Raw genomic sequence first — 13,139 nt, 5'->3', positions numbered from 1 at the left:
ACCCACGGCGCGAGCAACGGCGGCACCCAGGCCATCAACGGGATCATCGAGCTGGGCCGCCGCATCGCCCGCGGGTTCCGCAACGTCAAGCACTACCGCCTCCGCATGCTCCTCATCACCAGAGGCCTCGACGCCTCACCCCACACTCAACTCTGAAGAGCCCGTTTCAAGGGGGTAGTGATTCACGACCCCCTTGCAGTGACGCGCCAGGGCATCTTTCGTGTTGGCGTAGCCGAGGGCGGTCGCCACGTCCTTGCCGTAGAACAGGACCTGCCCGCCCGAGGTGATAGTTCGGATCGTACCGAACTCGTGGTTGGTGAACGCATGTAGCGCGGTAGCCATGACCGGCTCCTTTTCTGAGAGCCGGGTAGACAATCGCGGGCGCGGGATGCGCCAAGCTCTCACCTGTCAGGCACGGCAGGCACCGAAACCGGACACGGTGTGAGGAAGGCTCTCGCCCATACGCCCCCGAGCACCGACAAATCCGGACGGGTCAGAGGGCACACTGGTGTGTGAACGTACCGATGGCTCCGTGCCCCGTGCTCTTGCTTCGGCGTCATCAACCAGGTAGCCTTGCAGTCAACATGACCGGTTCCGCTGCCCGCCTCGGTGGGAGTCCAGGGCCGGTCTTCGTTTTTCGTATCAAACAGGGGTGCGCGTGAAGCAGGTGAAGCAGTTCAAGACCTACGGTGAACAGGTCGAATTGCTTCGTCAGCGTGGGATGCGAGTGAATGATCCTCAGCATGCTGAGACGCTGCTGGCGCGATTGAACTACTACCGCTTGTCCGGATACTGGTACCCGATGCGCCGTTTCTCCCAAGACGACGGCACTGCCCGAGATGAATTCGTTGAGGGAGCATCGTTTGACCTGGTGGTAGCCCTCTATGGGTTTGACGAACAATTGCGCCACAGCGTGTTCATCGAGCTTGATCGCGTGGAGTTGGCTATTCGAACCAAGCTCGGTCACGAACTGGGTCGCCTTGACCCGCTGATCTATTTGGATCCCCAGCGTTTGAGCGCCCGGGCACGGCAGCGAAACAAAGACGGGCGTAGCGTGCACGAGGTGTGGCTGAGAAAGTACCAGTCGGCATTGAAAGCGTCGAAGGAGGACTTCGTCGCCCACCACAAATCCAAATATGGCGGGACTCTACCCATCTGGGCGGCTGTCGAAATCATGGATTGGGGGATGCTGTCGTACCTGTACGGCATGTCGCCCAATATCGTGCGCAAACGGATTGCCGAGCCCTGCGGCCTAACTGGTCCTCAGCTTGAATCATGGCTGAAATCCTTGAATATTCTGCGTAATTACGCAGCTCATCATGCAAGGATGTTCAACCGTGTTTACGACATCAAACCGAAACTGAACAATGGCGTCAGGCTGGCTCCGGTAGCTGAAGGAATGAATCGCGTGTTCGGGCAGCTCTCCCTTATCCAATACTTGCACCGCCAACTGGACTTGTCTCCAGCCGACCGGCTACCGAAGCTGTTCCACACCTACCCGCACAATCCCATCGTGCCGTTTTCTCGCACAGGAGCACCTGACAACTGGCGCGAGTTGCCTCTCTGGCGCGTCTAATCCTTGCGGTAGTAGTCGCATTCGTACCCGTCGGCGGCGAGTGGTAGTCCTGCTGCCCAGTCGGGTGGGGTCGTCATGAGCTGGCAGGCATCGGCGATGGTGAAGCCGGAGTCCTCGGGTTCGTCGATGACGATTTCGTCGTGGACGTGCATGACAATCTTGTGCCCAGCCTGAGCGACGAGTGTCATGGCGTGGACGAGGAGGTCACGAGCGACTGCTTGGACGATGTTCTCGACGAGTTTCCCGCCGTAGGTCTCCAGCCGCCCCCACTTGCGTCCGGTCGTGACACCGCTGTAGGTGATGGAGGTGCCGCCCCACCGGTTCTCACCAAGCTGGGGCTTCACGTAGGCCAGCCGCCTACCAGAGGGCAGGGTGATGAACAAGATGCCGGACTCGGCAGTGAAGCGAAGGTTGCGCAGCCGAACAGCCTGGCGGGTGGTGATAGCGTCGAGTGCGGCCTGCTCGACATCCGCCCAGAGTCGCACGATGTTGGGGTTGGCTGCCCGCCAGGCGTCGACGATGGGTTTGAGGGCTCTTCAGAGTTGAGTGTGGGGTGAGGCGTCGAGGCCTCTGGTGATGAGGAGCATGCGGAGGCGGTAGTGCTTGACGTTGCGGAACCCGCGGGCGATGCGGCGGCCCAGCTCGATGATCCCGTTGATGGCCTGGGTGCCGCCGTTGCTCGCGCCGTGGGTATCGAAGTAGGCCAGGAACGCTGTCCGCCATCGACGCAGGGTCTTGCCCAGTCGCGCAGTCTCGGGGATCGGGCATGACGGCAACGTGGCGATGAGCTGCTCGGCGAGTTGGCGTCCTCGTGCGGGGGTGGGCTGGTGGAACACGTCTCGCAGGTCCTGGGCGCAGTGGTAGGCGACCTCGACCGCAACGTGATCGGGATGGGCGGCCAATGCGCTGGCCAGCCGGGTCTGCTGGCGCGGCGAGAGGCGCTCCCTCCCGGCATCGCCGCGCTCGTCGAGCCAGTCTCGGTAGGCCTTGCCGGATCGGCCGGGGACGAGGTCAAGGAGCCTGGCAGTGGGGTGGGATCCTCGAGCCAGATCGACCATCCCGGTGAGCTCCTTCGGNGGTGCCGCCGTTGCTCGCGCCGTGGGTATCGAAGTAGGCCAGGAACGCTGTCCGCCATCGACGCAGGGTCTTGCCCAGTCGCGCAGTCTCGGGGATCGGGCATGACGGCAACGTGGCGATGAGCTGCTCGGCGAGTTGGCGTCCTCGTGCGGGGGTGGGCTGGTGGAACACGTCTCGCAGGTCCTGGGCGCAGTGGTAGGCGACCTCGACCGCAACGTGATCGGGATGGGCGGCCAATGCGCTGGCCAGCCGGGTCTGCTGGCGCGGGGAGAGGCGCTGCCTCCCGGCGCGGAGAACATGGCGGATGCCGTAGAGAGGGTCGCCCTTGCGGCCTCGGTGGCCGAGGGCCTCCTGCTTGCTGGATCCGGCGGCGGACGTCATCGACGGCCGCACCGGCGAGCTTGACGATATGGAACGCGTCCAGCACGCAGGTGGCGTCCTCGTGCTGGTCATCGATCGCGTTCTTGTATCCCTGGAACGGGTCCAGCGTTGCGATCTCGACCCGCTTGCGGAACTCATCGCCGCGCTCGTCGAGCCAGTCTCGGTAGGCCTTGCCGGATCGGCCGGGGACGAGGTCAAGGAGCCTGGCAGTGGGGTGGGATCCTCGAGCCAGATCGACCATCCCGGTGAGCTCCTTCGGCCCGCGCCGGCGCGGGTCCCGGTGATGCCAGACATGTTCGTCCACGCCCAGGACCTGCACGTCCTCGAACCGGGAAGGGTCGTTCGCGGCCTCGATCAGGACCGGTCGAACCTGGGACCAGAACGTGTTCCACGTCGTGCCGAGCTGGCGGGCCAGGCCCTGGATCGTCGCCCCCTCGCGCCGGAGCCGGCCGATCGCCCAGCGGACAGCGCGCCTGCTTAGCAGGCCCCGTGGAGCGCAGACCTGCGGATTGCTCGACGAAGGTCGTCACCGCGCAGACGCCCTCGAGACAGATCCAGCGACGCTTACGCCACCGGATCCGCACCGGACGGCCCACCCACGGAGCATCGATCACCTCGACCACCACCCGACCGTCACCGGTGGCGATAACCCCGCAACCGGGGCATCCGGCCACTGGATCGCAGGACTCCACCTCGAGCACCAGTCCCGCCCGGGCCTTCGAGACGGCCACCAGATGAAGGCCCAGGAAGTCCAGAAGGAAGTCACACCGGTCGCAGCGATCGAGCGCGTCAGGGCATGCACAACGATGGTCGGGCATCGTCGAGGTCCTTGAGATCAGCGGGCGTAGAAGTCCGCTCATCATCAAGGACCTCGACGTCTATCCCCAGCTACCCCCCATCACCGGCGCGCCCACACTCAACTCTGAAGAGCCGGTTTGAGTTCGTGCTCGGCCAGCCCCATCCGTAGGGCACCCATCGCCTTGAGCGCTCCGACGGAGCCGTTGTAACCGCAGGCCAGCGTGGCGATCTTCCCCTTCTGGCGCAGCTCAGCGTTGATGCCGTGTTTTTCGACGGGGACGCCGAACATGCGCGACGCGGTCTCGCAGTAGAGGTCTTTGCCGTCGCGGAAGGCTGCCAGGGTGGATGTTTCTCCGGCGAGCCAGGCGATGACGCGAGCTTCAATCGCGGAGTAGTCGGCGACGATGAATCGGCATCCGGCGCTGGGGATGAACGCTGTCCGGATCAACTGGCTGAGCGTGTCTGGCACGGAGTCGTAGAGCAGTTCAAGGGCGTCGAGGTTGCGTTGTCGGGTGAGGGTGCGGGCTTGGTCGAGGTCGGGCAGGTAGTTACGGGGCAGGTTTTGGACTTGGACGAGGCGTCCGGCGAATCGGCCGGTGCGTCCCGCTCCATAGAACTGGATAAGGCCGCGTGCCCTACCGTCCGCGCCTGTGACGTTATGTATAGCCTGGTAATTCTTCACCGAGCTTTTCGCGAGGTCGCCGCGCAGCTCCAGGACTTCTTTGACCTTGCCCGTGGCGGACTCGAGGGCGGCTTCGACATCAGCCTTCGCCAAGGACGACATCTCGCAGCCGTGGGTGGTGAGCCATTCCTTCAACTGGATCGGTGGGTTCGGGTTCTCCAACCCGGTCAACTCCCGCGCCCGCGCCAACGTGGCGGCACGATGCTGGTCGTCCAGGGCGACGGCAGCGTCTGCGAGGGTGTGGTCGAGCAGGATGCCGGTGTCGTTGATGCGTTGATCCAGGGCGTAGGCGTCCCACTCGGCTTCGGGAATCGGAAACGATGAGAGCCGGTCGTGGATCGCGAGTTCGACCTCGACGTCGCGCTGGTTGTAGTCGATGAACTGAGCCCAGCCGGTCGGGTCGCTGCTGGGCAGGTTACGGGTGCCGCCACCGTTGAGCACGCTGGGTGTGGCTGGCGTGCAGAGTTGCTTGATCAGCCGCTTACCCGCCGTATCCTTCTGAACGCCAAGGTCAAGAGCCGCACCGACCGCATCCAAGCTCATCGGCAGACCGAGGTAAGCCGACCACACCATCGTGCAGCGCCACTGGCTCGGGTCAAGAAACCCGGCCGCCAACAGCTCGGGGTGATGACGCTGCAGCCACGCGGAGAGCGCGACCCGCTCGAAGGCGGCGTTATGCGCCCACTTGACCACGCCCGGGTCCACCAATGCTGCGAGCACCTCGTCGGGCAGCCCACCACCACTGGCGAGATCGAGGACTTCCACCGGGCCGCCGTCGATCGAGTAGCCGAAGATGAGGAGGCGGAAGTCGGGGTGTTCGGCATACGGGTAGACGCCGGTTTTCGCTAGGGGTGCTGGGCTGAAGGTTTCAATATCGATAGCGATCTGGCGCATTAGGGCTCCTGGACAGTCGGGTAGGCGAAGGTGAGGGAGCCAACCGGTGTTTGGTGGCTCCCTCACTGCTGGGGTGTTACTTCGGGTCGAGGTTGTAGGTGGCGTTCATCCTGTCGAGCTCGGCCTTCTCCTTGGCGATCAGCTCATCGATGCGCTGACGTTCGCGGCGTTTGGCCCGCTTGTCCTTAATCCAGTAGTAGCCCCAGACCATCCAGAACGGGATCAGGACGTAGACCCACACGGCGAGGGTGATGGCGTTGAAACAGTCACTCATGATTCAGCCTCCTTAGTTGAGGAAGTCGTCGGCCGGCGCGCCGAAGTCGGACTCAGCGGAGACGCGGCCTGCGCCAAGGGGTTCACCGTCGCGGATCTTCTGAATGTTGCCCAGCCCGCACGCCACACCCTTGTTCCCGTTCGTGTTGAACGCGTAGAACGACAGGGAGACGCGGGCGTAGCAACCCGAGTACACCTCGGAACGGTCAAGGATCGGAGAGACGTTCTCGTCCACAACCTGCGGCGGAGTGAGGCTGTTGGCGTTGACGAAGAAGCTGTTTGCGTAGGCTTCGTCGTCACGCTCGGTATCCCCGTCACGCAGCGGCAGCTTCAGAGCCGCCTTGTTGGGGCGCTTGCCTCCGAACTTGGCCGTACCAGCGTCGATCGCCGCGTCGATGGCCTTCTCGATAGCTGTGATGGTGGTGGTGTCGGCCTTCGGGATGATCAGCGACACGGAGTACTTGGGCTTGCCGCCCTGGATGGAGTTCGGCTCCCACACGTGAGCGTAGGAGAGGCGGACTTCGCCAGTGACGACGCGGGTGGGGTTGTTGGTTGACAAGGTTGTTACCTGCTTTCTGTTTTCGTGAATTCGGTTTGTGCGCTGTGGATTTCCAGCGCGGGTCGTTTGTCGGTGTCAGGCACGAGCGTCGGCTTACCCACGGGCTTGACCACGAGGTCGCCGAGCACCTCGTTGAAGGTCTTCTTGCCCATAAGCCGTTCCATCGCAGTGAGCGTGATGAGTCTGCGGTCGTAGATGTCGGCGTACCCGGCAGCTTCAGCCGCTTCGGCGACGGCGTTCTCCTCCGTGTACTTGCGGACAGACCGTCCGGCGACGAGCTTGAAACCATCCCAGTGCTTGCCCTGGTTCACCGCCTGCGAGAGCGCGTAGGCCTCCACATCCGCAGCCCACGTTTTGAGCTGTGGAATCCTTGTCAGCACGTCCGCAATCTCGCTGCCGGACAGCTCGGCCGGTGGGGCGAAATCGTGCTGGGCGAGCGCGAGGTTGGCTTCGGCGCGTGCTCGGCACGTCGGTGCGATGCGGCAGAACTGGCACCACGAGCCGGGACAGAACTCGCCCCCACCCGCCGCAGCCAACTCGGCCTTCGGCTTCACCTCGGTCTCAGCCCATGCGAGGAGGTCGGCGACGCTGGTTTCCCAAGTGTCAACGTTGCCCCGCCGGGGCTGGTAGATCGTCACCGCAACATCGGTGATGTCATACAAGTCCCCGAAAGCGTGGACGGCTCCGAGCGCGTACAACATGAGCTGCGGGTTGTGTGCGGCCTCGACGAGGATGCCCTGCCCGTACTTGAGATCGATGATCTGCAGCTTGGGTTCGGCGATGATCACGCAGTCGCCGGTACCGAAACCGCCCGGCACGACGTGGGAGAAGTCGAGGTGCTGCTCGATCAGCACCTGCGGATCACCACAGGCCTCCCGTGCCAGTGAGATGTGTTCCTGGACGAAGGCGACGTAGTCGTCGGTCAGGTCCTCCATCTCGGTATCGATCCAGCCGGACTCGGGCTTGAAAGTCGGCGCGTCGTTCAGGGCACGCCGGAGTTTCCACTCCGCCAGGGCGTGTGCGACGGTGCCCTGCTCGGCCGCCGCCGACGTCGAGTCCAGCTCACGGGATTCCAGCACCGCGCTGGGTGGGCAGTTCAGCCACCGGTGCGCGCCCGACGCCGAGAGCAGCGCATGCTGGTCAGGCATCGGACAGCTCCTTCGCCTTGGCCAGCAGCGACCCGTACTTCGTCGGGTCAACCGCCGACAGCTTGTCCACGCCGGTGGCGACGATCAGCTCACGCACCTGCTCGGTCATGCCTTGGCTGGAGAGCCCGGCGAGCACTCCACGCACCTGCGTCAGCGACACCGGCTCCGGCTCAGGTGCCGGTTCGGGTGCCTGTCGGTGGGCGCCCTCGTACTCAGCGGCGGCCTGCTCCAGGTCGGGTTGTGCGAGCCCGGCGGCGGCGATCGGACGAGCGCCGGGCATCCCGGCGTGATCCTCGAACCCCTCCCACGCGGTCTCCTCAATTGCGGCGGCGAGCATGGTGACGCCTTCGGCGATCCGGTTCAGCGCGCCAATGAACCTGTTCGCGTCACTCACCGGGATCATCGGTTATCACCGCCCTCGCGGGTGACACCTGCCGCGTCGGCCAGCGCCATCAGGTCGTCGTCGGTGTCGGCGACACGCACCTCGACGGTGGAGGCTTCGGAGCCGGGCAGGAGCACGGCCATGCGGTGCTGGGGTCGGCTGGTGCCGAAAATGGCGCGCAGCATCCGCTTGCTGGGCCGGATTTCCTTCGCTGCGAGTGCGGCGGTCGGGCTGGGATGCTTGGCGATCTTGATCTTGAGCTTGGTGGGCATCCGGGTTTCCTTCCATATGGGTGGTGGTGCGCCCCATCACCGGGCTGGTGAAGGGAGTGCCTTGCATCTGTCAGGCATGGGGCGCACCGAAACCGGACGGCCTACGACTCGGTGAGTGTTTTGCGCAGTTGGGCCAGACCGCGCGAGACGGCTTTCCGCACCGCATCGGCACTGGTCGGCTGGCCTGCGCCGGTCTTGTCGGCGGCGATCTCGGTGAACCGGTCGCCGTGGAGCACATGCAGCTCGATGTACTCGCGCTGCGTCGCGGTCAGCGGACTCAGCAGTTCGACCACTGCGAGGTTGGCTTCGACCTGCTCGGTGAAGTCCGGATCGTCCGAGGCGAAGTAATCCGCGCCCAGCCCGCCACGGTCGTCGTCATCGCCGTGGCAGGGTTGGTCGACGGAGATGTCGGAGCGGCGGCGATTGTCCAGCTCGCGGTACTCGGCGTACACGTCGTCGAGGTAGGCGCGAGCCCACTTCGGACGCGAAGCCGGGTCGCGCAGCTGGGCACGCAGTTCTTCGCTGTCGGGCAGGTCCGGGACAGGTAGGTCGATGGTGTTGCCCCTGGGGGTCAGGTACGGGACGGTGAATTGGTTGTTGAATGCCACGTGAGGGCTTCCCTTCTTGCGAAGGGAGACCCCGTTGAGGGCAACCGACGAGAGACCGTGGTGTTGAGCGGAAACAGTGACGGGCACCAACCCGACCCGGGGGTGAACCCGGATACAGGTGGTGCCCGTCAAGCGCTCAACGGAGGTCTCCCGAATACGGTTGAAAAACGCATGCGGGTGTAGGAGGAAGGCGGCCGGCCGGTGACCGGTACGGCTCTGGCCGCCACAGCGGTTGGGCTGTCCTGCCGGATGACGTCTGGCCAGCAAGACAGCCGTGAGGGCTACTTGCCCTTACGCGGCTTGGCCTGAGCCAACGCCGAAGCGGCCACCGATTTGGAGTCCTTGCCGAACCTTCCGTCGGTCAGGATCTTCGAAGCCTTCGACGCCACCTTGGGCGACGTCTGCTTCCTATTCCTCGCCATCTCCATCACCTCCTCCGTCTGCACCAGGTACGTTCATGCACTAGAACGACCGATTCCGTCTCTTTAGCAACGTTTCCGGGTACTATGGAGATGTGAAGTCAGTTCCGAACACCCGGTTGCGCCGTCACTTCTGATACTCGCGGCGGGCGTTCGATTTGGCTGTAGTGGATACTTGGTGGGCTCTTAGTGGAGTTTCAAACGGTTCGACGACGAAGACGAGGGAGGGCGCATGACGCAGTTGTGCTTCGCAACGTTTGCTGGAGCGATGCAGCGCGCCCTGCGTGAAGACTTCGGTTGGTGGCAGGCCAACATGGCGACGCACTCCAAGACCAACAAGACGTTTCCGACGCAAGTGATGGCAGGCCAGCACTATGTGGTGGTTCGACTGCTCAAGTGGTTATTGGATCGGCCAGAGGTTCTAGATCGCGACGGCAAGCCACTGCATATCAGTGATGCTGTCGCCAGCAACTGGATGAACCAAGACACCGAGATCAATTCCGCGATCACGAATCGGATAACGAAAGGTGATCTCGATGACGACGCTGAAGAGGCATTCGAAGAGATCTGCCGTGAGTTGATCAAGTACAAGGTCAATGATCTGATGACCGAGTTGCACCACTTAATTTCCGACGACGACCGAGTGTCGGCTGCCCAGAAGAAGACGCTCCTGTCCCTGTGCAAGCTGAAAACGATGGCTCGATTCTTCGCACAAACATTCCTTTATGCGTGCTGTCAGTCAAACAAGTCTCGGATTGCTAATCTCAGTGTCAACGACGGGTGGCTGATCAATAAGGCGTGCAATATCTGCCCGATGTGCCGAAAGAAGCCTCTGACGATCACGAATGGCAGCGGCACCATCCCGCAATACCAAGCTGTAATCTTGCCATCAGAACCAGGCAGCAAGCAGACTTGTCGCGTCTTAGTTTGTGTCGGATGCGCTAGAAGTAAAGAACTCCAGCCAACCTTGCACGGCGGCGAACCGTCTGGCTGGAATGATTTACGTAACGTCTACCGCGACTACCTCATGCTGGAGCGAGTCGAAACCGCGTTCTCGTTCACGAATCTGTACGCCGAGATCCGCGACGTTACTGAAGCGCTCGTAAACAGGCCATCAGATGAAGAGCTCGCCCATTCGCGTCCGGTGAATTGGGAGCCTCTCAATGTGAGCGAAAAGATTCGTAACGAGAACTATGTGCTGCGCGAGCAGATTGAAAAGTTGGCAGACACCTACTACTTCTACGTCAAAGATCAATTTAACTTGCTGGAAGACAGCGGGAAACAGAAATTCAAGAAGTTCCAAACGCGCGTCAGTGCCTTTTATGACGCCGTGTCGGAAGAAACAGATGATCAAGTCCTCATTTTCGAGCAAACAACGGCATGGATTGCAAGGAGTGCCGGAGTCACGCCCAAAAGCAACGCCGCGCTTGTGATCGCTGCATTCTTTGTCCAGAACTGTGAGGTGTTCGATGAAGTTTCCTAGCAAAGTCGTACCTTTCGCTGAATCAACGTTCGCGTACTTCGCGCCGATTCTGACCGCACTCGAAGGTAAGCAGTTCACGCCGCTATCGCTCTACACCAAGCTGCCTGCATACCGCCGCCCAGACCTACCGGAGTACATCGACGCGCTAACGTGCCTGTTTGCCCTGCACAAGATCGAGCTTGATGGCAACTTGGGAGTGTTACGTCGTGTTAATTGAGATCGACTGCGACATCTTCAAAACCACAGCACCAAAACCGATCCAGTTTACTAACGGACTCAACATCGTGCTCGGCACCAAAGGAGCCACCAACTCCATCGGCAAGTCCACCATGTTGATGGTCATCGACTTCGCTTTCGGAGGTAACGACTACACGAAACTGTCTAAAGACGTCATGAAGCACAAGGGCGAACACGAGATTCGCTTCGCTTTCCAGTTTAGCGACCACATCACTCGCTACATGCGGTCGACCAGGCACCCGAACGATGTTGCCGTCTGTGACGACAACTATCAGCCAACCGGCACCACGATCACGCTCACCGACTTCCGCCAAAGCTTGTCCAACGCCTACGGACTGAACGAGACCGGATTAACCTGGCGCGAGGCAGTTAGCGGAACCTTCCGCATCTGGCAACGTGGCAACGACAAACCCACACTGCCGTTATCAGTTCATCGCACTGACACACATCAGCACGGGATCACAAGACTCCTCGGTCTGTTCGGCACACTTCCCAAAGTGAAGGACGCTTTGGAAGCGGAGGCCGAAGCCAAGGCATCAGTTGATGCTGCCAAGGTCGCCCCGCACGCGTACAACCTGCGCATCGCTGCAAGCAAAGCCGAATTTGACGCCAACAACAAACGAATTGATGAGCTTGAGGCGCAGCTTGCCGATCTTCAAGCATCATTCGGCATCACGGGTGAATCACACATCACCGAGGAGCAGGCTCAAACCCTCGCCACACTTCGAAGAGCACAAACCCCCCTCTACCGGAAGCGAACCATCCTGACCAACCAGCTCGACGCACTGACTGAGAACAAGGAACTCGGCAATAAGCGCCGTAGCCGCGCGGACTTCGAAGGCTTAGCAGCGTTTATCCCAGAATTTGACTACGGGCACCTCGAACAAATCGAAGAGTTCCACGCCCAGATCAAAAGTTTGGTCGTCAAACAGGCCAACAAGGACATCAAGGCTGTCTCCCAGGAACTCGACGAAGTGCGAGGCGAACTTGAAAGGCTTGATGGGCAGATTCGGCGAATCACTACCGCCCCCAACATCACAGCCAAGTCAGCTGAAGCGTTCCATGAAGTGAAGTCCGAGCTTGCCAGGCTAAGTGCCGCCAACAGGGCTTACGAAGCCAAGCAAGGCTATGCCTCTGCTCTGGCAGAGGCGCGCAAGAAGGTCTCCGAAGAATCCGCCGAGCTACTCAATGACATCGAGAAACGCATCAACACGTACCTACAGGCGGTCGATGGCAGCTTCACCAATGAACAGCGCAAGCCACCTGAACTCCGGTTAGAAAGGATCGACAGTTACAAATATGCGATCGCCGATGACAGCGGAACCGGCTCAGGCTACCGAAGCTTACTCAGCTTCGACCTAGCTTTGCTTGAGCATTCACTTCTCCCAGCGATCATTGAAGACTCCTACCTCTTCAAACAAATCGAAACAGAAGCCGTCGAGCGCATCATCCGACACTACTCGTCCATCAACAATAAGCAGATATTCATCGCTCTAGATGAGGTCGACAAATACTTGAACGTGCATCAACTCATCCAGGACAAGACCCGCCTACGCCTAGGGCCGGGAGAGGAAGCACTGTTTGCTGAAGAGTGGGGAAAGAAAAAGCCATGAACGCACCTACGCTGACTATAAGACTCGACTACACCAACCTGTGGAAACTCCTGATCGACAAACAACGAAACAAGGAACACCTCAAGCGAGAGGCAGGAGTTTCAGCAGCTTCGATCGCCCGTCTCAACAAAGGCGAAAACGTCACAACTGACACGCTCCTTCGCATCTGCCAATTCCTCGACTGCGACATTGCCGACATCTGCGAGGTCGTCCCCACTGACACGAAGGGAGAAACCGACTAGATGGCCAATCAACGTCTACAGCTCACCTGGTACAACAAAGACAAGGCCCTCATCCCCACCGAGACCGGCAAGTACGGCTACACGTGGGTTGACCCCTCTGATCCGCGCTACTGCGAAACCCACACCCTCGTGCTGGACGACTACGTGCAAGGTGCGCAGACACCGAAGTCGGACGATTTTGCCTACTCCGAGCGAGCCGACCTTGAGCCCCAGGACGACAACCTGCTGATCCTGGGTGAATCGGGCGATGTGCTCGAAGCCCTCACCCGGGTGCCCGAACTGGCCAAGAAATACGTGGGTCAGGTGAAACTGATCTACATCGATCCACCGTTTAACACCGCGCAAACATTCGCCAGTTACGAGGACAACCGGCTCTTCACGAACGAGGGTGTAGCGCGGGTCTAAACCCTCCGGCTTCGAGCAGCGACCGAGCGATGTAGTGGGTGAGGTTGCGGAAGCCGAGGGCGGAGCCGCGGAGGTGTTCGAGTCGCCCGT

At 61.2% G+C, this 13,139-nt stretch carries 19 protein-coding genes and 1 pseudogene; 7 read left to right on the top strand and 13 right to left on the bottom strand.

Annotation, left to right across the window (positions count from 1 at the left end):
• Window positions 1–156: transposase (locus tag CYJ26_RS10395; protein ID WP_145990789.1), on the top strand; the 156-nt coding region annotated here is incomplete at its 5' end.
• On the opposite strand, the gene CYJ26_RS10390 is transcribed toward CYJ26_RS10395, so the two are convergent.
• Window positions 136–342: a BRO family protein gene (locus tag CYJ26_RS10390; protein ID WP_244902079.1), complete on the bottom strand. Its 207-nt coding sequence runs from the start codon at window positions 340–342 to the stop codon at window positions 136–138. The two genes, CYJ26_RS10395 and CYJ26_RS10390, sit on opposite strands and share 21 nt — an antisense overlap.
• A gap of 316 nt (window positions 343–658) precedes the next feature.
• Here CYJ26_RS10390 and CYJ26_RS10385 point away from each other — a divergent pair, with 316 nt between their 5' ends.
• Window positions 659–1,576 (top strand): Abi family protein, encoded by a 918-nt coding sequence (locus CYJ26_RS10385; RefSeq protein WP_101638395.1) that lies wholly within the window; start codon window positions 659–661, stop codon window positions 1,574–1,576.
• Here the strand turns inward: CYJ26_RS10385 and CYJ26_RS10380 are convergent.
• From CYJ26_RS10380 to CYJ26_RS10335, 12 genes and pseudogenes are all read right to left on the bottom strand, one after another.
• A complete protein-coding gene (locus CYJ26_RS10380; protein ID WP_244902078.1) occupies window positions 1,573–2,061 on the bottom strand; it encodes a DNA polymerase family A protein in 489 nt (162 codons plus the stop codon). The two genes, CYJ26_RS10385 and CYJ26_RS10380, sit on opposite strands and share 4 nt — an antisense overlap.
• Window positions 2,062–2,112: 51 nt before the next feature.
• A complete protein-coding gene (locus tag CYJ26_RS10375; RefSeq protein ID WP_244902077.1) occupies window positions 2,113–2,634 on the bottom strand; it encodes a transposase in 522 nt (173 codons plus the stop codon).
• Window positions 2,588–3,034, bottom strand: a complete 447-nt coding sequence (locus CYJ26_RS11165) for a transposase (protein ID WP_219619557.1) — start codon at window positions 3,032–3,034, stop codon at window positions 2,588–2,590. Before CYJ26_RS11165 ends, CYJ26_RS10375 begins: the two co-directional genes overlap by 47 nt.
• A 37-nt stretch (window positions 3,035–3,071) precedes the next feature.
• Window positions 3,072–3,338: pseudogene (locus CYJ26_RS11160) on the bottom strand (transposase); the annotation flags it as partial.
• A complete protein-coding gene (locus tag CYJ26_RS10870) occupies window positions 3,229–3,852 on the bottom strand; it encodes a transposase family protein (RefSeq protein ID WP_219619556.1) in 624 nt (207 codons plus the stop codon). The gene CYJ26_RS10870 and the pseudogene CYJ26_RS11160, both read right to left, overlap by 110 nt.
• Window positions 3,853–3,950: 98 nt before the next feature.
• A complete protein-coding gene (locus CYJ26_RS10365) occupies window positions 3,951–5,408 on the bottom strand; it encodes a DNA polymerase (protein WP_244902076.1) in 1,458 nt (485 codons plus the stop codon).
• 76 nt (window positions 5,409–5,484) lie between these two features.
• Window positions 5,485–5,682 carry a hypothetical protein gene (locus CYJ26_RS10360; protein WP_002531048.1) on the bottom strand — a complete coding sequence of 66 codons (198 nt, stop codon included), beginning with the start codon at window positions 5,680–5,682 and terminating at the stop codon, window positions 5,485–5,487.
• A gap of 12 nt (window positions 5,683–5,694) precedes the next feature.
• Window positions 5,695–6,240: a DUF2815 family protein gene (locus CYJ26_RS10355; RefSeq protein WP_002536741.1), complete on the bottom strand. Its 546-nt coding sequence runs from the start codon at window positions 6,238–6,240 to the stop codon at window positions 5,695–5,697.
• A 5-nt stretch (window positions 6,241–6,245) separates the two neighbouring features.
• A complete protein-coding gene (locus tag CYJ26_RS10350) occupies window positions 6,246–7,388 on the bottom strand; it encodes a DUF2800 domain-containing protein (RefSeq protein WP_101638393.1) in 1,143 nt (380 codons plus the stop codon).
• The gene (locus CYJ26_RS10345) at window positions 7,381–7,782 is read right to left on the bottom strand and encodes a hypothetical protein (protein ID WP_462677193.1); all 402 of its coding nucleotides are present in this window, start codon (window positions 7,780–7,782) and stop codon (window positions 7,381–7,383) included. Before CYJ26_RS10345 ends, CYJ26_RS10350 begins: the two co-directional genes overlap by 8 nt.
• Before the next feature lie 5 nt (window positions 7,783–7,787).
• On the bottom strand, window positions 7,788–8,042 hold the full coding sequence (locus CYJ26_RS10340) for a hypothetical protein (RefSeq protein WP_101638392.1): 255 nt from the start codon (window positions 8,040–8,042) through the stop codon (window positions 7,788–7,790).
• A 101-nt stretch (window positions 8,043–8,143) separates the two neighbouring features.
• Entirely contained in the window at window positions 8,144–8,650 is a 507-nt protein-coding gene (locus tag CYJ26_RS10335; RefSeq protein ID WP_101638391.1) for an RNA polymerase sigma factor, read from the bottom strand.
• Window positions 8,651–9,301: 651 nt separating this feature from the next.
• Between CYJ26_RS10335 and CYJ26_RS10330 the strand changes: the two genes are divergently transcribed.
• The 5 genes from CYJ26_RS10330 to CYJ26_RS10315 are packed head-to-tail and all read left to right on the top strand — an operon-like array spanning window position 9,302 to window position 13,049.
• The gene (locus CYJ26_RS10330; protein ID WP_101638390.1) at window positions 9,302–10,552 is read left to right on the top strand and encodes an ABC-three component system protein; all 1,251 of its coding nucleotides are present in this window, start codon (window positions 9,302–9,304) and stop codon (window positions 10,550–10,552) included.
• Window positions 10,539–10,769 (top strand): ABC-three component system middle component 7, encoded by a 231-nt coding sequence (locus tag CYJ26_RS10775; RefSeq protein ID WP_180950895.1) that lies wholly within the window; start codon window positions 10,539–10,541, stop codon window positions 10,767–10,769. The genes CYJ26_RS10330 and CYJ26_RS10775 overlap by 14 nt, the downstream gene beginning before the upstream one ends.
• A complete protein-coding gene (locus CYJ26_RS10325) occupies window positions 10,759–12,402 on the top strand; it encodes a DUF2326 domain-containing protein (RefSeq protein WP_180950894.1) in 1,644 nt (547 codons plus the stop codon). Before CYJ26_RS10775 ends, CYJ26_RS10325 begins: the two co-directional genes overlap by 11 nt.
• A complete protein-coding gene (locus CYJ26_RS10320; RefSeq protein WP_101638388.1) occupies window positions 12,399–12,644 on the top strand; it encodes a helix-turn-helix domain-containing protein in 246 nt (81 codons plus the stop codon). The genes CYJ26_RS10325 and CYJ26_RS10320 overlap by 4 nt, the downstream gene beginning before the upstream one ends.
• Window positions 12,645–13,049: a hypothetical protein gene (locus CYJ26_RS10315; protein ID WP_219619555.1), complete on the top strand. Its 405-nt coding sequence runs from the start codon at window positions 12,645–12,647 to the stop codon at window positions 13,047–13,049.
• Window positions 13,050–13,139: the final 90 nt, after the last annotated feature.

The sequence above is a fragment of the Actinomyces urogenitalis genome, from assembly GCF_002861525.1.
Taxonomy (GTDB): Bacteria; Actinomycetota; Actinomycetes; order Actinomycetales; family Actinomycetaceae; genus Actinomyces; species Actinomyces urogenitalis.
The sequence above is the reverse complement of the archived record's forward strand: the minus strand, read 5'-3'. Positions and strand labels throughout refer to the sequence as shown.